At 46.9% G+C, this 20,193-nt stretch carries 21 protein-coding genes; 18 read left to right on the top strand and 3 right to left on the bottom strand.

The genetic code is table 11. The features are described from left to right. Positions 1-51: 51 nt before the first annotated feature. The gene (locus EV210_RS22455) at positions 52-189 is read right to left on the bottom strand and encodes a hypothetical protein (protein ID WP_165898753.1); all 138 of its coding nucleotides are present in this window, start codon (positions 187-189) and stop codon (positions 52-54) included. Positions 190-399: 210 nt separating this feature from the next. After that, positions 400-705 (bottom strand): STAS domain-containing protein, encoded by a 306-nt coding sequence (locus tag EV210_RS02390; protein ID WP_132075006.1) that lies wholly within the window; start codon positions 703-705, stop codon positions 400-402. A 178-nt stretch (positions 706-883) separates the two neighbouring features. Here EV210_RS02390 and EV210_RS02385 point away from each other — a divergent pair, with 178 nt between their 5' ends. The 3 genes from EV210_RS02385 to gluQRS all read left to right on the top strand — a co-directional run bounded on the left by EV210_RS02385 (position 884) and on the right by gluQRS (position 5,060). Next, complete coding sequence (locus EV210_RS02385) at positions 884-1,084, top strand: hypothetical protein (protein WP_132075003.1); 201 nt, start codon at positions 884-886, stop codon at positions 1,082-1,084. 98 nt (positions 1,085-1,182) lie between these two features. Then, the gene (locus tag EV210_RS02380) at positions 1,183-4,107 is read left to right on the top strand and encodes an insulinase family protein (protein ID WP_132075000.1); all 2,925 of its coding nucleotides are present in this window, start codon (positions 1,183-1,185) and stop codon (positions 4,105-4,107) included. Then, positions 4,104-5,060, top strand: a complete 957-nt coding sequence (gluQRS, locus tag EV210_RS02375; protein ID WP_132074997.1) for a tRNA glutamyl-Q(34) synthetase GluQRS — start codon at positions 4,104-4,106, stop codon at positions 5,058-5,060. Before EV210_RS02380 ends, gluQRS begins: the two co-directional genes overlap by 4 nt. Here the strand turns inward: gluQRS and EV210_RS02370 are convergent. Then, complete coding sequence (locus EV210_RS02370; protein ID WP_132074994.1) at positions 5,057-5,395, bottom strand: L,D-transpeptidase; 339 nt, start codon at positions 5,393-5,395, stop codon at positions 5,057-5,059. The genes gluQRS and EV210_RS02370 overlap by 4 nt on opposite strands. Positions 5,396-5,553: 158 nt before the next feature. Here EV210_RS02370 and EV210_RS02365 point away from each other — a divergent pair, with 158 nt between their 5' ends. The 15 genes from EV210_RS02365 (at position 5,554) to murD (ending at position 20,184) form a co-directional block, all read left to right on the top strand. After that, positions 5,554-5,961, top strand: coding sequence for a CoA-binding protein (locus EV210_RS02365; RefSeq protein ID WP_132074991.1), 408 nt, complete (start codon positions 5,554-5,556; stop codon positions 5,959-5,961). Between the two features lie 19 nt (positions 5,962-5,980). Further along, complete coding sequence (trxA, locus tag EV210_RS02360; protein WP_132074988.1) at positions 5,981-6,304, top strand: thioredoxin; 324 nt, start codon at positions 5,981-5,983, stop codon at positions 6,302-6,304. A 127-nt stretch (positions 6,305-6,431) separates the two neighbouring features. Then, positions 6,432-8,369, top strand: coding sequence for a ferrous iron transport protein B (gene feoB, locus EV210_RS02355; protein ID WP_132074985.1), 1,938 nt, complete (start codon positions 6,432-6,434; stop codon positions 8,367-8,369). Next, positions 8,357-8,593 carry a FeoA family protein gene (locus EV210_RS02350; RefSeq protein WP_132074982.1) on the top strand — a complete coding sequence of 79 codons (237 nt, stop codon included), beginning with the start codon at positions 8,357-8,359 and terminating at the stop codon, positions 8,591-8,593. Before feoB ends, EV210_RS02350 begins: the two co-directional genes overlap by 13 nt. Before the next feature lie 74 nt (positions 8,594-8,667). Continuing rightward, entirely contained in the window at positions 8,668-9,438 is a 771-nt protein-coding gene (gene lgt, locus EV210_RS02345) for a prolipoprotein diacylglyceryl transferase (RefSeq protein WP_132074980.1), read from the top strand. Positions 9,439-9,449: 11 nt separating this feature from the next. After that, the gene (locus EV210_RS02340) at positions 9,450-9,908 is read left to right on the top strand and encodes a YbaK/EbsC family protein (RefSeq protein WP_132074977.1); all 459 of its coding nucleotides are present in this window, start codon (positions 9,450-9,452) and stop codon (positions 9,906-9,908) included. A gap of 36 nt (positions 9,909-9,944) precedes the next feature. Then, on the top strand, positions 9,945-10,769 hold the full coding sequence (locus EV210_RS02335) for a polysaccharide deacetylase family protein (protein ID WP_132074974.1): 825 nt from the start codon (positions 9,945-9,947) through the stop codon (positions 10,767-10,769). A 170-nt stretch (positions 10,770-10,939) separates the two neighbouring features. Further along, a complete protein-coding gene (gene mraZ / locus EV210_RS02330; RefSeq protein ID WP_207900626.1) occupies positions 10,940-11,371 on the top strand; it encodes a division/cell wall cluster transcriptional repressor MraZ in 432 nt (143 codons plus the stop codon). Positions 11,372-11,384: 13 nt separating this feature from the next. Further along, positions 11,385-12,317 (top strand): 16S rRNA (cytosine(1402)-N(4))-methyltransferase RsmH, encoded by a 933-nt coding sequence (gene rsmH, locus EV210_RS02325; RefSeq protein ID WP_132074971.1) that lies wholly within the window; start codon positions 11,385-11,387, stop codon positions 12,315-12,317. Positions 12,318-12,358: 41 nt separating this feature from the next. Next, complete coding sequence (locus EV210_RS02320) at positions 12,359-12,811, top strand: septum formation initiator family protein (RefSeq protein ID WP_132074968.1); 453 nt, start codon at positions 12,359-12,361, stop codon at positions 12,809-12,811. A gap of 24 nt (positions 12,812-12,835) precedes the next feature. Continuing rightward, positions 12,836-14,920 (top strand): stage V sporulation protein D, encoded by a 2,085-nt coding sequence (locus EV210_RS02315; protein ID WP_132074965.1) that lies wholly within the window; start codon positions 12,836-12,838, stop codon positions 14,918-14,920. Positions 14,921-14,982: 62 nt separating this feature from the next. Continuing rightward, a complete protein-coding gene (locus EV210_RS02310; RefSeq protein ID WP_132074962.1) occupies positions 14,983-16,473 on the top strand; it encodes a UDP-N-acetylmuramoyl-L-alanyl-D-glutamate--2,6-diaminopimelate ligase in 1,491 nt (496 codons plus the stop codon). Then, on the top strand, positions 16,473-17,834 hold the full coding sequence (locus tag EV210_RS02305; RefSeq protein WP_132074960.1) for a UDP-N-acetylmuramoyl-tripeptide--D-alanyl-D-alanine ligase: 1,362 nt from the start codon (positions 16,473-16,475) through the stop codon (positions 17,832-17,834). The genes EV210_RS02310 and EV210_RS02305 overlap by 1 nt, the downstream gene beginning before the upstream one ends. 18 nt (positions 17,835-17,852) lie before the next feature. After that, positions 17,853-18,827, top strand: coding sequence for a phospho-N-acetylmuramoyl-pentapeptide-transferase (gene mraY, locus EV210_RS02300; RefSeq protein WP_132074956.1), 975 nt, complete (start codon positions 17,853-17,855; stop codon positions 18,825-18,827). 1 nt (position 18,828) lies between these two features. Then, on the top strand, positions 18,829-20,184 hold the full coding sequence (gene murD / locus EV210_RS02295; protein ID WP_132074953.1) for a UDP-N-acetylmuramoyl-L-alanine--D-glutamate ligase: 1,356 nt from the start codon (positions 18,829-18,831) through the stop codon (positions 20,182-20,184). Positions 20,185-20,193: the final 9 nt, after the last annotated feature.

Genomic DNA, 20,193 nt, shown 5'->3' with positions numbered 1-20,193 from the left:
AAATAAAAGCTCTATGCCTTGTAAGCATAGAGCTTTCATTGTTACCCTACATTAGATTAAGCCAAATAAACGGAATAGATTCTCATCGGCGAAGGGATCTACGCCGCCGAGACTTTCATTAATTCCGCCGACATGAGAAATACCGCATGAAGAAGTGTCTTGCTGGGGAACAGCTGATAGCATAATCATCACAATCCTTTCTGTATAATGAATACACTGGAGCCGAAAATAAAAAAACAAAACAAAGTTACAGTAATAAAATTCCGCATGTTTTATAATGTATATATTAACGACACTTTAGTTCAATGTCAATGGAAAAAACGAAAAAGCGGTGTCTCGAACTGGTTTTTTCAACCTATTTGAGACACCGCTTTTTCTCTAAACAGAAAATCGGAATGATTATGCTGGACTGGCCGCTAACAAGCGGTCAATACCTGTGGATCTTAACATTTGCAGGACAGAGCCGCTGGCACCTGTCATTGATATTGACTTATTTTTCCGCCGGCCTTCATATACCATGGCAGCAATCACACCAACACCGGCGGCATCAATGAAACGGGTTTGAGAAAAGTCAAGACAGATTTCCTGATTCGATGTGGTAAGAGCGTCAAATAGACTCTCTCTAAGATCATTTGAATTTAAAGCCAGGCATTCAAGACCAATCAGTATAATCAGCCTATGACCCTCTATCCTGGTATCAAGCATGCTGTCACCTCCAGCTTTATTGTACTGTACGAGCTTGTTTTTTTCCACACATACAGGATTTAGTCGACAAAATATAGGTAAAACTTAGCAGCTTTTTTTGGTATTCAAGAAGCCAATATGAATATACTGTATATTACCGATGTTATTTCATTGTTAAGAGGGAGGGTCGACAGTAATTATGGATCATCAGATTCAAGAATTATTAAGGAACTTAGTTATGCTCGGTTATAACTCTATTCAAGTACGCAATATTATTCAAGCGGCACTTGGTGATCGTGATATTGCTGACGTAAGCCATGCTGAACGCCATCAGCTGGTGAACACATTAGAGGAATATGTCCGGCGGGGCCAGGAATTTGTATTGAGTTACAGCAAGTAGCCTCTAAGATGTGGTACGGCATAGTTACGTAATTAGCAGGATAGGCTGTCTGTATGACGAATAAATAATAGTAAAATATGGATAGAAGAGGTATTAGAATGAATTTTGAAGATAGAAAGACAATTCATGGATTCCGCTTGCTCGATGAGCAGATGGTTAGTGAAGTGAATTCGAATGCAAAGCTTTTTGAGCATGAGAAAAGCGGTGCCCGTTTGTTGTTTTTAGAAAACGACGATGATAACAAAGTGTTTTCCGTGACATTTAGGACACCGCCGACAGATAGTACCGGTGTTGCGCATATCGTGGAACACTCTGTCTTGTGCGGATCCAGAAAATTTCCACTGAAGGAGCCTTTTGTGGAATTGGTGAAGGGCTCATTAAACACTTTTTTAAATGCTATGACTTATCCTGATAAAACGATGTATCCGGTAGCCAGCCGCAATGAAAAAGACTTCCGGAATTTAATGGATGTTTATTTGGATGCCGTTTTTTTTCCGAATATGCTAAAGGACCGGGAAATTTTAATGCAAGAAGGCTGGCATTATGAGCTGGATGATATCCAAGGTGAACTGACCTATAAAGGCGTAGTCTATAATGAAATGAAAGGCGTTTTTTCATCTCCTGATGCAATATTGGATCATAAGATCCTCGAAGTGCTCTTCCCGGATAATACGTATGGCTTTGAGTCAGGCGGAGACCCTGAAGTTGTGCCGGAGCTCTCCTTTGAACAGTTTTGCGAATTTCACAGCAAATACTATCATCCCTCCAATAGTTATATTTTCTTATATGGCAATATGGATATTGCCGATACCTTACAGTTTATTAATGAGGAATATCTAAGCAAGTTCACGAAACAATCCGTTCAGTCTGCTATTTGTCCTCAGCAGGCGTTTGCCAAGCCGGTTGACAAGGTTTTTCCTTATGCGGTTTCGTCAAATGAGCCGACAGATGAGAAAAGCATGCTTAGCTTAAACTTTGTTGTTGGCAGTGCTAATAATGCGCAGGCGTACCTGGCATTTCAAATGCTGGCCCATCTGCTGCTTGATACTCCGGCAGCTCCACTCAAGAAAGCCTTGATTGACGCTGGTGTCGGCAAGGAAGTTTTCGGCTACTTCACAGAAAGTTTGCTGCAGCCTACGTTCAGCATTATTGTTTCCGGGGCAAATCAAGATAAAAAAGATGAGTTTGTTGCTATTGTTAACAAAACTTTTCAGAGCCTGGTCAGAGAGGGGATTAACCCTAAATTAGCTGAGGCCTCTGTAAACAGTATTGAATTTAAGCTGCGTGAAGCGAACTACGGCGGCAGACCTAAAGGGCTGGCTTATAACATAAAGTGCATGGATAGCTGGCTGTATGATGCAGATCCTTTACTGCACCTGGCTTATGAGCCGACTCTGGCTAAAATAAGAGCCGGTTTGCAAGAAGGCTATTTCGAAGCTTTGCTTACGGAATACTTCTTGGAGAATCCCCATCAGGCGGTTGTTACCCTGGTGCCCCAGCCGGGTTTGGCTGAGGAGAAGGCAGAAGAAGGAAAGGCTGAGCTGGCTAAGTATAAACAAAGCCTAACAGAGCAGCAACTGCAAGCGATTATTGAGCAGACTAAAAAATTAAAACTGCGCCAAGAAACGCCTGATACAGAGGAAGCTCTGGCGGTGATACCGCTTTTAAAACTAACGGATCTGGAACCGAAGGCCGAAGTGCTGCCGATAGTGGAACAGGCAGTAGATAATATACCGTTGCTGTATCATCCTATTTTTACTAACCAAATTGCCTATGTCAACCTGCTGTTTGATACAAGGCAGGTACCCCAGGCTGACATACCGTATATTCACTTGCTGGCGGAAATGCTGGGCAAAATTAATACGAATAAAAATGACTATGGTGAGCTGGCAAATGAAATTAACCTGCATACGGGCGGTATCTTTTATGATGTTCTGGCGTATGCCGATAAAACTAGTGATGATGTGTATTTTCCCAAGTTCCGTATTCGCTCGAAAATGCTTGTGAACAAGCTGCCGCAAGCTTTGCAGCTGCTGGGAGAAGTGGCCGGAAGTTCAGCGTTTGACGATAAAAAACGTTTACGTGAAGTGATACTGCAGACAAAAGCAAACTGGGAAACCAGCTTATTCCGCCGGGGACAGCAGATTGCCGCCAGCCGGGTATTGTCTTACTTTTCGCCGTCCGCCAAATATAATGAAACGGGACTATTATCTTTTTATCAGTTCCTGACTGATCTGGAAAGAAATGTCGGTGCCCGTTTGGATGAAATTAGTGCGAAATTAGAACAGGTTGCCCGTTTGATCTTTAATAAAGATAATTTGCTGATCAGCTTAACGTGCGAAGAAGACGGCCTGCTGCAGTTCAAAAGTCAGCTGCAGGGATTAACTGGTCAACTGGGAAATCTGCCGTTTCAGGCAAATGCGTATCAATTTGAGTTTAGCAAATTAAACGAAGGCTTAATGACCTCCGGGAAGGTTCAATACGTAACAAAGGGGGCAAACTTTAGGCGCGAAGGCTTTGAGTATCAGGGCAGCCTTAAGGTGCTGGAAACCATTCTGCGGTATGAGTATCTTTGGAATCGCATTCGTGTTCAGGGCGGTGCTTATGGTGCGTTCGCCCAATTTGAACGGACGGGAAATATGGTGTTCGGTTCTTACCGTGATCCCAACTTAAAGGAGTCTTTACAGGTTTACGATGAAACGCCCCGCTTCTTACGTTCGTTTAACGTTAGCGACCGGGAAATGACAAAATATATTATTGGTACAATGAGCCAGCTGGACTCCCCCTTGACCCCGCAGATGAAGGGAGAACGGGCCACGATGCAGTACATCCGCAATATCACGCAAAGTGATGTCCAGCGGGAACGGGATGAAATTATTGCGACCAAACGGGAAACGATTCAAGGTATTGCCGATATGATCGAGCGTACGATGCAGCAAAATTATATTTGTGTTATGGGCAGTGAGCAAAAAATTAAAGCGAACAAAGAACTGTTCGGTAAATTAGTGGCGATGTTTGAATGACGCTGGATTCGATTCGCGGGCGCTTTGCACCTAGCCCGACGGGTGAAATGCATTTGGGGAATGCCTGGACCGCTTTGCTTGCCTGGCTGCATACACGCAGCCAGCAGGGGCGGATGGTGCTGAGAATTGAAGATCTTGATCCAGACCGTTCCCGCAAAGAGTTTGTAAAGCAGCTCCTGGAAGATATGGCCTGGTTAGGCCTGGATTGGGATGAGGGGCCGGATATCGGCGGGGACTATGGCCCCTATTGCCAGAGCGAACGCCGCGATTTATACGAAGCTGCGCTTAAGCGGCTTGAGGCGGCAAAACTTATCTATCCCTGCTATTGCACGCGGGCTGAACTGCATGCTGTGGCGTCAGCTCCCCATCTGGGCGAACAGGAATTTGTTTACCCGGGGACCTGCCGGCTGATGAGCAGCCAAGAGCAGGCCGAACGGGAAAAACAGCCGCGGCGAAGCTCGCTACGGTTGACTGTTCCTGATGAAGCAGTTTCTTTCCGTGATGGCCTGCAAGGGGAATACACCCAGAATGTTAGACCGAGCTGCGGCGATTTCGTGGTGCGCCGTTCGGATGGCGTTTTTGCCTATCAGCTCGCTGTTGTTGTTGATGATGGTTTAATGGCGATCAATCAGGTGCTGCGGGGAGCAGATTTACTGGCATCAACTCCGCGTCAGCTGCTGTTATATCAACTTCTGGGGCTTAAGGCGCCTGCGTTCATTCATGTGCCGCTGCTATTGGGGAAGGACGGCAGCCGCTTGTCTAAGCGGCACGGCAGCTTGTCCCTTGCCAGTATGCGCAGCAGGGGGGTTAAGGCGGATACGATTATCGGATACCTGGCATGGAAGGCAGGACAGATTGATACTTGGGAACCGCTATCTGCCCGGGAGGCAGTCAGCCTGTTTTCCCTGCAATCTATTCCTGCCATGCCGGTTGTGGTAGATGATGCTCCTTAATGGGCCGTAATGGTGACTGGCGTGCCAATGGGGATGACTCGGGCAATGGCAACAACATCACTGTTGTGCAGCCGAATGCACCCTTTAGAGACCATGCCGCCAATGGAAGCTGGATTATCGGTTCCGTGGATTCCGTACGTAGGTCTGTTAAGCCCCATCCAGATTGCCCCATAGGGGCCGCCGGGGTGTGGCATTATATTGACGATTCGAAAGTTGCCGGTCGGAGTAGGCGTGCCTTTTTTTCCGATGCCAACTGGACAAGTCATCACTACACGGCCGGAATGAGATAGCTGCAAACGCCTGGAGGCCAAAGAAATGGTTATTGCGTATGCCAAGTTTAATCACCTCTTCCTATTGTATTCAACAGCATGCTGAAATGCGAATTACTGCTTGATTTATGTGAACATAGGTATATTGGCAAAGCAGTTGACTCACAATATGAGCAGGAATATAATGTTAATAACACTGAAATGTGGGAAAAGGAGGATGCGACTTGGATAAGATTGCTGAAGCACTTCAATTAAATAACTGGGCAGTCGTAGGAGCAACCGACAACCGGGAGAAATATGGCTATAAAATCTTTAAGTTTATGAAAGAAAATGGTTTTAATGTCTATGCCGTTAATCCTGGTGTGACTGAAATTCTAGGTGAGAAATGTTATCCCACTCTTGGTGACTTACCAGTAAAACCAGATGCTGTTGATGTTGTTGTTCCACCGCGTGTTGGCGAACAGGTAATGCGTGATTGCGCCAAGCTGGGAATTTCCACAGTATGGCTTCAGCCAGGGGCAGATGCTGCTTCGGTTGTGCAAACCGGAGAACAGTTAAATTTAAATGTAATCCACAATTCATGCATAATGGTACAGGCTCGGTGTAATCGTATAGCACAGAAGGAAATTTAAATTGACAGGGGGAATCGTAATGGCAAATGTTCAAAGTGTAAGTGAAGCAACTTTTCAGGAAGAAGTAGTTGAATCGCAAAAACCGGTACTAGTTGACTTTTGGGCTCCTTGGTGCGGGTATTGCACAAAGCTTTCGCCCGTGATGGACGAGCTGGCTGATGAAGTAGGGGATAAACTGAAAATCGTAAAACTCAATGTTGATGAGAACCGTGCCCTAGCGCAAAAATACGGTGTTATGAGTCTTCCCACTATGGTTGTCTTTAAAGAAGGCGAAGCTGTTGAACGATTGATGGGGTATATGCCGAAGGCTGGCATTACCGCTAAAATTAATCCGCTGATCTAATGATAAGACGCGTACTCTCAGGAGTACGCGTCTTTATTAATTACTGCGCATATTTACCGGATGCCGGGAATAAAGAATAGCGTCGACTATTTCGTTAGCTATTTCCTATTCAAGCGGAGGATGGTGTATGAAGCAAAAACTGCCTAAGATCGTTCTTGTCGGCGCCCCCAATGTAGGGAAAAGCGTTATTTTTAATTATTTGACAGGTGCGTATGTCGTTGTTTCTAATTATCCCGGCACTACGGTCGATATTGCCAGAGGCCAGGCCAAGCTGAACGGCAGGATGTATGAAATTATTGATACGCCAGGCGTTTATTCCTTAAGTGCACTTACTGATGAAGAACGGGTGACACTGGACTTGCTGCGCACCGAGAAGCCGGATTTGGTGATTCATGTAATTGATGCGAAGAACATTCGGCGCATGCTCATGCTGACATTGCAGTTAATGGATGGCGGCTATCCTCTGCTGCTGGATCTGAATGTAATGGATGAGGCCGAGCAGCATGGTATTCACATTCAGATCAATAAACTGTCGGAGCTGCTGGGGGTACCGGTTGTAGCCACTGCGGCAGTCGGCAACAGAGGCATGAAGAACTTAAAACAGGCAATCAGCGGCTTTGTGCCGAGGGTGCCTGAGCCTTTGCTTTTCTCAGAGCAGCTGGAGAAGGCAGTTCAGCATATCGCAGGTAATTTGAACGCGGAAAAAGGGTTTGCTAAGAGACTGACCGCACTGCTGGTATTGCAGGGGGGGCGAGCTGCAGAACAGGTGCTGGCTGGTGAGCCTGAGGCCCAGGAAATCCGGCGATACCGGGAGGCGTTTCAGAACAAACTGGGAAAAGAACCTGCTTTGCTTCTGGCAATAGAGCGGCAGCATAAAATTGGTGAACTGCTCGAGCAGACTGTTACCTATGGTAAGAGCCGCCGCCAATGGCGGACAGATTTGCTAGACCGCCTTACCTGTGAACCGCTGACCGGCTTACCAATCTTGTGCATGGTCATGTATTTCGGACTATATCAGTTTGTGGGACTGTTTGGAGCAGGGGTATTGGTTGATTATCTGAATAATACGCTCTTTCTAAAAAATATTATGCCTGCAGCAGAGGCTGTGGTAAATCAATATGTTGGATGGGGCTGGCTCCAATCCTTTCTTATCGGTGAGTATGGCGTTTTTTCATTAGGCATTAGATATGCCGTTGCCATCATCCTGCCAATTGTAGGTACTTTTTTTATTGCTTTCGCTCTTTTGGAAGACTGTGGTTATTTACCCCGTCTGGCAATGCTGGTTGACCGGTTTTTTAAAGCCCTGGGTCTGAATGGACGTGCTATTATCCCGATCGCATTAGGCTTTGGCTGCGGAACTATGGCCGTTATGGTAACTCGTACGCTGGAAACCAGACGGGAAAGAATCATCACCACTTTTCTACTTGCCTTGACAATTCCCTGTTCTGCTCAGCTGGGAGTCGTTTTATCTTTATTGGCTCATAATGAAACAGCCCTGCTGATCTGGCTGGGGTATATAGTGGTTATTTTTGCGTTTTCCGGGTGGCTAAGTGCCAAACTTACCGGCAGTAACGGCAGTGCTTTTTATATGGAACTGCCGCCGCTCAGAGTGCCGGCAGCTGCAAATGTGATCAAGAAGGCCTATTCCCGGATGTTTTGGTACTTTGTTGAAATTCTGCCTGTTTTTGTAGCAACCAGCTGCCTGCTGTGGATCGGCGATAAGACAGGGCTGCTTGGCCGGTTGGTCGCCCGGGTCGAGCCTGTCATGAATTTTATCGGCTTGCCGCGTGAAGCGGCAGAGGCGTTTTTGCTGGGCTTTTTCCGCCGCGATTATGGAGCTGCAGGTTTGTACGATATGGTCACGAGCGGCCGTTTATCGGATTCACAGCTGGTTGTAGCCGCAGTAACGCTGACTCTTTTTATGCCTTGCGTTGCTCAATTTGCGGTGATGATAAAAGAAAGAGGGCTGGCAATTGCCGTTATTATGGGCATATTCATTACCGCAACAGCGGTAGCTTCCGGCTGGCTGGTGAACCAGGGGGTGATGCGGCTGTGGATGATGTAATGCCGCTTACCTTGCTCAAACGTGGGGATAAAGCGATTGTTGCTTCGCTGGAACCGTTGACTGCTGCACACTTTTCCAAGCTTAGTGCTTTTGGAATCCTGCCGGATGTTTTGGTGTGCGTTGTCCAAAGCTCGCCGGCGGTGATTTTACAAATTGATTACACAAAGGTAGCGTTGGACCGGAGGATCGCCCAGGGGATTATGGTAGTCAAACTAAGGAAATAGCAACATTTATCACTGGTAATTTTCAGTCGTCCAATGTAAAATACTAATGGAATAGTTATGATACAGGAGTTTACATGGGGAAAATAGCTTTTTCATTAGGTCCTTTACACGTATACTGGTACGGAATGATTCTGGCCCTGGCGGTCCTGGCGGCCATTGGCTGCGGGATGTGGCAGGCTCGTCTGCGCAGGCAGCCAACAGAGCGCATCTTGGATATTGCTTTGTTCGGCATTCCTCTGGCTATTATCTGTGCACGGCTGCAGTATATTGCTGCCAATTGGTCTTTATATGCCGGACAGCCGGGGGAAATGGTTTCTTTATGGCATGGCGGAGTTGCTGCCGGCGGAGCGGTTGTGGGGCTGCTTCTTACGCTTGGTTTATATAGTAAATGGGAAAAGATCAGCTTCTGGTACTGGGCGGATATACTGACTCCAGGCCTGGCCTTGGGGCAGGCTGTTGGCTGTCTGGCCAATCTTGCGAGTCAAGATGGCTTTGGGATGCCGACTAATCAGCCTTGGGGTGTCTATATTGATTTTCTCTGCCGGCCGGCAGGGTATGAGCAGTTTGACTTTTTTCAGCCGCTGTTTCTTTATGAAGCGTTCGGCGCCTTTTTATTTTTTGTGGCAGCTGCAATTATGGTTATATTTCAGGTTCGCTGCGGCACGTTCAGAACGGGAACCCTTTTTTTAGCATATTTGCTCTTTTGGGCTTCCATTCGGTTTGTGTTGGACGAGCTGGAGCTTAATCGGATTTTAGTAATTGGACAGTTAACGGCTGATCAAGTACTTAGCGTACTGGCAGTTGCAATCTGCCTGTGCCTGCTGTTCGTTAAATTGAAAAAATAGGAGTGAGTGTTTTGCCTTTACAGCGAGTAAAAAAAGTTCTTGAACAATATGAAGATTTAAAGATTGTGTTGTTTGACGATAGTACGCATACTGCTGAACTGGCAGCGCAAACCCTCGGAGTAACAGTGGGGCAGATCGCTAAGACTTTGGTATTTATGGCTGATGATTCTGCGATTGTAATCGTTACCTGCGGGGATAAAAGAGTGAATACTAGGCAGCTGGCGAAGGCGGTTGGCTGCAAGAAAATCAGATTTGCCGACAGTTTGACTGTTGAGGCTGTGACCGGCTTTGTTCCGGGAGGCGTTTCACCAGTAGGGCTGCTGGAAGAACTGCCTGTATATGTTGATCAGAGTTTATACGAATATGATATTGTTTACGCTGCCGCTGGCACAGCGAATTCCGCTTTGCCGATTAGACCGGCCCGTTTAAAGCAAATTACCGGTGCGCAGATTGTGGATGTTTGCAAATAATGTTTCGGCGCGATCGATAACGGAAGGAGATCTGAGATGAGAACTGTTTACCGGCGTTTGGCCATTATTGTTTGTTTGGCTCTTATGCTCGGACTGATTGCCATTTCCATAGCAGGCACAGAACCCAAGGTTGTTTCGGGGAAAATCAGTACGACAGGTCATGAGATTGCGGATGTTCCGGTTTTAAACTATCATAAAATTGATTATTTACAGCATGCTTTATCTTTATCTCCGGAGGAATTTGACAGCCAGATGGCTTATCTTGCGAATAATGGCTATCACACGATCAGCCCTGATCAGTTGATGGCCCATTTAAATTATGGCAAGCGGCTGCCCGACAAGCCTGTGGTCATTACGTTTGATGATGGCTATCTGGATAACTACACGCACGCTTATCCGATATTAAAAAAATATGGTTTTACAGCAACGATATTTGTCGTTACCGGTCTGATCGGGACAGATGAGCGCTTTATGAACTGGGATCAGGTACGGCAGATGCAGCAGGCGGGCTTTGTATTCGGCTCTCATACGGAAAATCATGTTGCCTTGGATCAGATCAGCATGGAACAGGCGAAAGTAGAACTGGCTAAGTCACGGCGGGTTATCAAGGAGCAGACAGGGCAAACGGCACGGTATTTTGCTTATCCTACCGGCGCTTATAATTTGCAAATTGAAGAGCTGGTACGCGAGGCTGGTTATCGTGCAGCTTTTACAATTCGCTATGGACAAGCAGGGCCGGATAGCGATCCTTATGCACTGGAGCGCATTCCGCTATTTAAAAGTGAGCAATCGTTCCGGAGTTTTTTCATTCGTCTGAATGGTGCTCCTGTTCTGGAAAGACTTGGTTTGATTCGTAATTAAACGTATAGGAAAAAAGTCCCGGAATTCTAGTTCTATAATCTTAACTTGAAAATATTTGAAAATTCTTCATGCAACTTGAAGGATTTTTTTTATTTTCCCAGAAATTAGAATTAAAGTGGTGAAAAGTGGTGTAAAGTGGTAGGTTATTTAAGCAAGGTGGTGATGAAGACGTGTTGATGGGCGAATATCTGCATACGATAGATGCCAAAGGACGTCTTATCCTGCCAGCTAAATTCAGAGAAGAATTAGGCGAAGCCTTTATTGTCACCAAGGGTTTAGATAACTGCCTGTTTGTATATGGGAAAGAAGAGTGGGCCATCCTAGAAGGAAAGCTCAAGCAGCTGCCGCTGGCTAAGCCGGAGGCCCGTGCTTTTGTGCGTTTTTTCTTTGCCGGTGCCGCTGAAGTGGAATGTGATAAACAGGGGCGGGTTTTACTGCCTACTAATTTACGGGATTATGCCCAGGTAGAAAAGGATGTTGTCGTCCTTGGGGTATCTAACCGGGTAGAAATCTGGAGTAAATCTGTCTGGGATCAATACAATGAACAAATTAGTCCAACGGTTGCCAGTATTGCAGAAAGTCTGGTTGATCTAGGAATTTAATGGAGTGAAAAACGTGGAATTTCATCACACCAGTGTGTTACTGGAAGAGAGTGTTGATGCTCTGATTACAAATGAAGCGGGCGTTTATATAGACTGTACCTTAGGGGGAGCGGGGCATTCGACTGCGATTGCTGCCCGTCTGTCAGCCAAGGGGCATCTGATCAGCATCGATCAGGACCCAGTGGCCATTGCTACGGGCAGAGAGCGACTAAAGCAGGCGGCCTGTACAGTTACCGTTGTTCATGATAACTTTCGCAACCTTGATGCAATTTTAAATTCGTTGGATATTGAGCACGTAGATGGCGTATTGTTTGACCTTGGCGTTTCTTCTTATCAGCTTGATACTGCGGAACGGGGTTTTTCTTATATGCAGGATGCTCCGCTGGATATGAGGATGGATCCACGGCAGGAATTGTCGGCTTATCAGGTAGTCAATAATTATTCTGAGCAGCAGCTGGCCAAAATTATTATTGATTATGGTGAGGAGCGCTGGGCCCGCCGCATAGTCCAGTTTATCTGTAAAGCCAGAGCTGTTAAACCAATTGAAACGACCGGGCAGCTTGTAGATGTGATAAAACAGGCGATTCCGGCTGGAGCGCGCCGGGAGGGTCCTCATCCGGCGAAACGAACATTTCAGGCGCTGCGCATAGAAGTCAATAATGAATTGGGGATATTGCGCAGTACCTTTGAGGCAGCGGCGAAGAGGCTGAATTTAGGCGGTAAATTATGTATCATTACCTTTCATTCGCTGGAAGACCGCATTGCCAAACAAACTTTGCAGGATTTGGCGAAGAAGTGTATTTGTCCGCCGCAATTGCCGATTTGTGTTTGCCAAAATAAGCCAACTGTTAAAGTTATGGGTAAGCCCGTCCTGCCGGCGGCAGAGGAAATTGAAAGTAATCCACGTGCCCGCAGTGCTAAACTGCGCGTGGCCTTGCGAGTATAAATTGACATGAATTGTTCTAATTTCCAGGGAGGGAAATAGATATGTTAGTAAGCAGAAAGCAAGATTGGATCGTTCAGGAAGAGATCGTTATCCCCTCACTTCCCGCCAAGTCCACGCCTAAGGTTAATAAAAATCTTCGCAGTAAGTGTCTTATTCTGGCGGCGACGCTTGCGGTTATGGCGATGGCGGTCACTTTACAGAGTGAATTTATTGTCCGTTCAGGCTATAACCTTGTTCAGCTAAAGGCCCAGGCAGCCAAATTGGAGAAAGAGAATGAAATTCTTCGCCTGGATGTTGCCAAGTTGAAGTCGCCGCAGCGTATTCAACAAATTGCTACCAGCCAATTGGGCATGGTTATGCCGCAAACAATGCTGTATGCCAGCAGTAACGGGCAGCCCTCCACCGAAGTTGTAACCGGACAGGGCAAGACCGTTGCTGAAAAGGTTGCCGGCATTTTTAAGGCGGGGACCGCGGAGGCAAGTAAGGGGCGCTAAATTCTTCGTAATGGGGGATGAATTATGGCGTCAGCTTCGCATGTCACTATTCGTAAACGAGTGACAGTTTTTTTACTGGTAGTAACCGTTGTAATAGGCGGCTTAATTTGCCGTCTGGGGTACCTTCAATTTTATAGGAGTGCGTGGTTAGCCGAGAATGCTACTGACCAACGGGTACGTGATATTCCCGTAGAGGCAAAACGCGGTATTATTTATGACCGGATGGGGCGTGAATTAGCAGTCAGCGTAAGCGCCGAGTCGGTGTATGCAATACCGGCTGAAATACGCAATCCAGAGGAAACAGCAGCCAAATTGGCTGCTATTTTGGCGTTAGACCCTAATAATCTGGCAGTAAAGTTGAAAAAACGGCAGGCTTTTACCTGGGTAAAGCGCAAGCTTGATGCCGAAACGGCACGGCAGGTAAAGCTGTTAAACCTGCCCGGTATTGGCCTTACCCAGGAAAGCCAGCGCCACTATCCGAACGATAATCTGGCGGCTCATATTTTAGGATTTACCGGAGTTGACAGTCAGGGCCTTGATGGTGTGGAAATGACATTTGACAGTTATCTTAAAGGCCGATCGGGAAGTATTGTGGTGGAATATGACGCAAGAGGCCGGGAAATTCCGCATGCCAATCATCGCTATGTACCGCCTGTAGACGGTCAGAATATTTATTTAACCATTGATTTGGTTATTCAGCAAATTGTGGAGCGTGAGCTGGAGCGCGTCATGAAAGAAACCCAGGCTCGGGCCGCTACGATTATTATCATGCAGCCCCAGACAGGGGAAATTCTGGCTTTGGCAAATAAGCCGGATTATAATCCGAATCGCTTCGCCGAATATGCTCCCAAATTATGGCGCAACAATGCAGTGTCTAATGCATACGAACCTGGATCAACCTTTAAAATCATCACAACGGCCGCTGCTTTGGGAGAACGGGTCGTTAAACTGGAGGACCGGTTCTTTGACCCCGGCTCGATTGAAGTACAGGGAAGAAATATTCATTGCTGGAAGCATGGTGGTCATGGCAGCCAAAGCTTTGTGGAAGTGGTACAAAATTCATGCAACGTAGGCTTTGTTACAGTTGGCTTGCGCCTGGGGACAGACCCGTTTTATCAATACATTGACAAATTTGGCTTTGGCAAGCATACCGGAATTGACTTGCCCGGCGAGGCTAAAGGGATTATGATTGATAAAGCGAAAGTGAAACCTATCAATATTGCTACCATGTCGATCGGTCAAAGCATTGCGGTAACACCAATTCAACTCGTTACGGCTGTTTCTGCTGTGGCGAGTGACGGCAAGCTCAACCGGCCGCAGATTGTTAGAGAAGTAAAAGATAAAAATGGTCAGTTGATTCGTGAATTCCAACCGGATGTTGTGCGGCAGGTCCTGGAAGAGGCTGTAGCAAAGCAAGAAAAAGGAGTTTTGGAAAAAGTTGTTGAAGAAGGATCTGGAAAAGGTGCTCAAGTTGAAGGTTACCGGGTGGCCGGTAAAACAGGTACAGCGCAAAAAGTGGGTGCCGGTGGTTATCTGCCCGATAAGTATGTAGCCTCTTTTGTGGGGTTTGCACCTGCTGATAATCCGCAGGTGGCGATGCTGGTAATTATTGATGAGCCGGTTGGACTGTATTATGGTGGTCAGATTGCCGCTCCGGTATTTGGTGCGGTAATGAAAGATGTATTGCCCTATATTAAGCTGACTCCGCAGATTATGATGGCAGCGAAAGATGGCAAGGAAATGCATGCCGAGGTTCCGCAGGTTATTAATTTACCGGTTGCCGAAGCAACGAAAGCGTTGCAGAAAGCAGGACTGACAGTTAGGCTGGAAGAGACCGGTGAAAGGGTGACCGATCAGATTCCCAAGCCGGGCAGCCGTGTGCCGAAGGGCACGAACGTATTGCTGTATACGGATAATTCCCGTTATTTAAGTGGTGAAGTTACGGTTCCTGATTGTGTGGGACTCTCGCTTACCGATGCGGCAAATGTTTTGACAGATGTAGGGTTAATGATCAGCCCGGCCGGTACCGGCAATAGCATCGTGCGCCAGGAGCCGGCGCCTGGCAGCAAAGTGGTGCCGGGAGTGTCTGTGCATGTTTTCTTCGAGTAGCTAAATGGGTTAAAAATGGTAAAACTGGTGATAATAGGTAAGAAAAGCGAGGGGGAACTGGTATGTCCAAGAATTTGACTCAATTGCTTGCTTTACTTCCCGGGGCCCAGGTTTCGGGGGAAGCAGCTCAAAAAATAGAAGGTATTACGGCGGATTCTCGTAAAGTAGCTCCAGGAACGTTATTTGTCTGCTTGCCGGGTGCCCGCGTTGACGGACACAATTTTATTGCACAAGCACATAAACTGGGCGCAGTTGCTGCTGTAGTCGAAAAAGATGTGCCTGTCCCGGCAGGAATGACCTTGATTAAGGTTGCTGACAGCCGTGAGGCTATGCAGGCAGTCGTTCCTTTCTTCTATGATTACCCTGGTCGTAAAATGCGGATGATCGGCGTAACCGGTACAAATGGAAAAACAACAACGACGCATCTAATCAGAAGTATTTTTATGGAAGCAGGCTATAAAGTCGGACTTATTGGCACGATTCATATCTTAATTGGTGACAGAATGCTGCCGGTACAGAATACCACACCGGATGTTGTTGACCTGCAAAGCACATTAGCAAAGATGGCAGACGAGGGGATTGATTATGTCATCATGGAGGTTTCCTCTCACGCCCTGGAGCTGGGGCGTACTGCAGGCTGTGAATTTGATGTCGGTGTATTTACTAACCTGACCCAGGATCATCTTGATTTTCATATTACCTTTGATAAATACCGTGATGCCAAAGCAAAGCTGTTTCGCCAGCTAGGCAATGAGTTGTCCGTGAAAGAGGGTAAGCATGCCGTCATTAATACCGATGACGCTTCTGCTCAAGCTCTGATTGACAACTGCAGCTGCCCTGTTTTGACCTATGGAACAGGCGAGACGGATACCATTAAAGCGCAGGATATTACCATCAAAGCCGACGGCGCCAGGTTTACCGTTCATGGTCCTTTTGGCCTTATGCCCCTGCAATTAAAAATTACCGGCATGTTTAATGTCTATAATACGCTGGCGGCAATCGGAACTGCCTTAGCAGAAGGAATTTCCGCTTCTCTTGTGAAAAAGGCGCTGGAGGAATTCCGTACCGTTGCCGGCCGCTTTGAACTGGTAGATGAAGGGCAGCCTTTTGCCGTTATTGTGGATTATGCTCATACGCCTGACGGGCTGGAGAACATTCTCAAAACAGCGCAGCAATTTGCGGAAAACCGCATTATTGTTGTCTTTGGCTGTGGTGGGGACCGAGATAAAACCAAACGTCCGATCATGGGACGCTTGGCTGCTCAGTATGGTGATGTGATTATCGCTACATCTGATAATCCCCGTACGGAAGACCCTGTTGCCATTCTTGCCGATATTGAGGCAGGCATCCGGCAGGGGTTGAAGGATGGCAAAGGGTATGAAGTGATTATTGATAGAAAACAGGCCATAGCCAAAGCACTGCAGCTTGCTGAGCCGCAGGATATTGTGATTATTGCCGGCAAAGGCCATGAAACCTATCAAATCTTAAAAGATAAGACAATTGACTTTGACGATCGCGAAGTAGCCCGTTCGGTTATTCGGGAGATGAGATAATGGCTGAGTTTACAATAGAGGAAATTCGTACAGCGACTGGTGGCAGTGTGCAAGGGGAGGCAGCGGGGGTTCAGTTTCAGGGGATCTGTACGGACACCCGAATGGTTCAGCCGGGCGATCTGTTTATTGCCTTAATTGGTGAACGGTTTGATGGGCATGAATTCGTAAAGCAGGCATTGGCAAAAGGCGCTGCCGGTGTGGTTATTAGCAATAAACCGGCTGAGATGCCTGCCGGAGCAGTTGCCGTTATGGTTGAGAATACGCTCAAAGCCCTGCAGGATATCGCTCAGTTTCATCGCCGCCGCTTTTCCATACCGGTTATAGCGATTACCGGTTCAAATGGCAAGACGACAACGAAGGATTTGACTGCGGCCATTCTGGCAAGCAAGCTGACCGTTCTCAAGACAGAAGCTAATTTTAATAATGAAATTGGGCTGCCCCGCACTTTGTTGCATTTAACGAAGGAGCACCAGGTGGCGGTTGTTGAAATGGGAATGCGTGGGTCCGGTGAGATTGCTGAATTGGCAGCAATTGCAGAACCCACTGCCGGTATTGTTACTAATGTCGGTGAAACACATATTGAGTTATTAGGATCGTTGGCTAATATTGCAGCTGCAAAAGCCGAATTGGTAGAAGCGGTGCCTTCACAGGGATTTGTTATTTTAAATGCTGATAATGCCTATGTAAAGGCAATGAGCAGCAAGGCTGCCGGGAAAGTTATTTTTTATGGGATTGAACAGCCGGCGGATATTCAGGCGGACCAGATTCAAGTAGAAGGTCTGTATACCACATTTACATGCCGCTGTTACGACGCAGCCTTTCCCGTAAAATTGCCAATGATTGGACTGCATAATGTTTATAATACGCTGGCTGCTGTAGCCGCCGCCTGGGAGTTGGGCTTAAGCGCTCAAGACATTCAAACAGGGCTTGACCGGTTTCAGCCGAGCTCGATGCGGCAGCAGATCGAACGCGTAGGAGAATACATTGTGATTAATGACGCTTATAATGCCAGTCCGCTCTCGATGTCCGGCGCAATTACTACACTGCAGCAGGTGGCCGCAGGCAGGTCTGTTGCCGTGTTGGGAGATATGCTGGAATTAGGGGATGTTGCAATTGAAGCTCATCAGAGAATTGGCCGGACGGCAGCTCAAAGCGGTGTCAATGCAGTTGTTACAGTCGGTGCTTTAGCTGAACATATCGTAATTGCAGCACGGGAAGCCGGTATAAAAGAAGCGATAGCGTGCCAAAACCACGAAGACGCCGCAATGGCATTACAGAAAATACTGCAGCCGGGAGATACAATTTTGCTGAAAGGCTCCCGAGGTATGAAAATGGAGAAAATTTTAGAAATGCTTGGTTAGTAGTTGGGGAGGTTTACCATGCAGGAGTTATTATACGCAGCAGGCTTAGCTTTTTTGATTGCACTACTTGCTGGTCCAATTGTCATACCGGTACTCAGAAGGCTTAAATTTGGCCAGAGCATCCGGCAGGAAGGGCCGGAGAGGCATCTGGCTAAGGCGGGTACCCCTACCATGGGGGGCGTGATTATTTTAACAGCGTTGTTAGTGCCGGTACTGTTGTTTGTCGGCAATGACCCGGAGGTTATTCTGGCCTTATTTGTCACCTTTGGCCATGGGGTGATTGGCTTTATTGATGATTTTATAAAAGTAGTACTGAAGCGTTCGCTGGGCTTAAAAGCAAGACAGAAACTCTTAGGTCAGATTATTATGGCAGTAGCTCTGGCCTATATTGCCACTACTTATTTTGGCCGTGGTACGGACTTATGGCTGCCGGTAATTGGCGTTACAGTTGATTTTGGCTACTTGTACTATATTTTGATTTTCCTGGTTTTAGTCGGCACAACCAATGCCGTAAATCTGACAGACGGCCTGGATGGCCTTGCTGCTGGTACAACGACGGTAGCTGCCACTGCTTATGCGGTAATCGCCATGGCGTTTGCCAAACCGCATTTGGCAATTTTCTGCGTTTCCCTTGCGGGAGCCACTCTTGGTTTTTTACGGTATAATGTGCATCCCGCTAAAGTGTTTATGGGAGATACCGGTTCGCTGGCGTTAGGCGGAGCGCTTGCCGCAGTGGCCGTATTGACGAAAACGGAGCTGTTGCTGGTGCTGGTCGGCGGAATATTTGTGTTAGAGGCGCTTTCCGTTATTATTCAGGTTATTTCTTTTAAAGCTACCGGTAAAAGGGTGTTCAAAATGAGTCCGATTCATCATCATTTTGAATTGTCCGGCTGGTCGGAAACAAAAGTTGTTACCGTATTTTGGTTTGTCGGTTCGTTGTTTGCCGTATTGGCATTAATTGTGTTAGTTACTAGCCGGTCAGGAGGAATGTAACATGGAATTTCGTAACAAAAAAGTTGTAGTGCTGGGAGCGGGGATCAGCGGCCGTTCGGTTGCTCAAGTACTGGCTGGCCGGGGAGCCTGTGTTACCCTAAATGATCGTAAAGCAATTGATATACAGAACGAAGAGTTTCAGCAATTGCAGCAGGCGGGAGTCAGCCTGATCTTTGGCCACCAGGAGGAAAGCTTGCTTGATGGCACTGATTACGTTGTACTTTCACCGGGAATTTCCATCTACATACCGTTGATTCAAGCTGCCCGCAGCCGCAATATTACTGTTATGAGTGAAATTGAGGTAGCGTATCAGTTGTGCAAAGCACCGGTTATTGCTGTTACGGGAACGAATGGTAAGACGACAACAACAACATTAATTGGCGAGATGATGAAGGCAGGCGGCAGAGCAGCTGTTGTTGGCGGCAACATCGGCCTTGCGCTGTCCCATGAAGTGATGGGAGTGGATGCAACCGGCATTGTTGTTGCGGAAATCTCCAGCTTTCAATTAGAAAGCATTATTGATTTTAAACCTCATATTGCTGCAGTTTTGAATATTACGCCTGATCATATCGACAGACATCGTACCATGGCTGAATATCAGAGTACCAAGGAACGAATTTTTGCAAATCAAGGCAAGGATGATTATCTAATTCTCAATTATGATGATCTTGCCGTCCGAGATATGGCAAATCGTACATTGTCGCAGGTTTTCTATTTTAGTGCCTGTCAGGAATTGCAAGAAGGAGCGTTTGTTAAGGATGGCTTACTGCAAATCAACTGGCAGGGCCAGCATTATCAGCTTTGCTCTGTCAAGGAAATGAAGCTGTTTGGCCGCCATAATGTAGAAAATGCCCTGGCTGCCTGCTGTGCTGCCTTACTAATGGGGATCAGCACGGAAGCGATGAATGCTGTTTTAAAGAACTTTACTGGAGTGGAGCATCGCATCGAGCCGGTAGGTACCGTGAACGGCGTTGCTTACTATAATGATTCTAAAGCAACGAATCCTGAATCTTCCATTAAGGCACTAGAGGCATTTGACGGTCACGTGGTGCTAATTGCTGGCGGGCGTGACAAAAATACGGACTTAACGCAATTCATGACTTTGATAAAGGAAAAGGTTGATCAGCTTATTTTAATAGGTGAAGCGCAGGAGCGGTTCGCAGCAAATGCTCATACCCATGGTATTTCTACTATTCATCGCGTGGATTCAATGGAAGAAGCTGTGCAGCTGGCTCACCGGATAGCCCGTGCTCCCCAGATTGTTCTTTTGTCACCGGCCTGTGCCAGCTATGACATGTTTGCCAACTATGAAGAGAGAGGGAGAGTTTTCAAACAATTAGTATGCCGTTTAGCGTAGGGGGGGAGA

This window comes from Anaerospora hongkongensis (genome assembly GCF_004339805.1).
Taxonomy (GTDB): domain Bacteria; phylum Bacillota; class Negativicutes; order Sporomusales; family DSM-15969; genus Anaerospora; species Anaerospora hongkongensis.
Note: the sequence above shows the minus strand (reverse complement) of the source record. Positions and strands in the feature narration are given on the sequence as shown.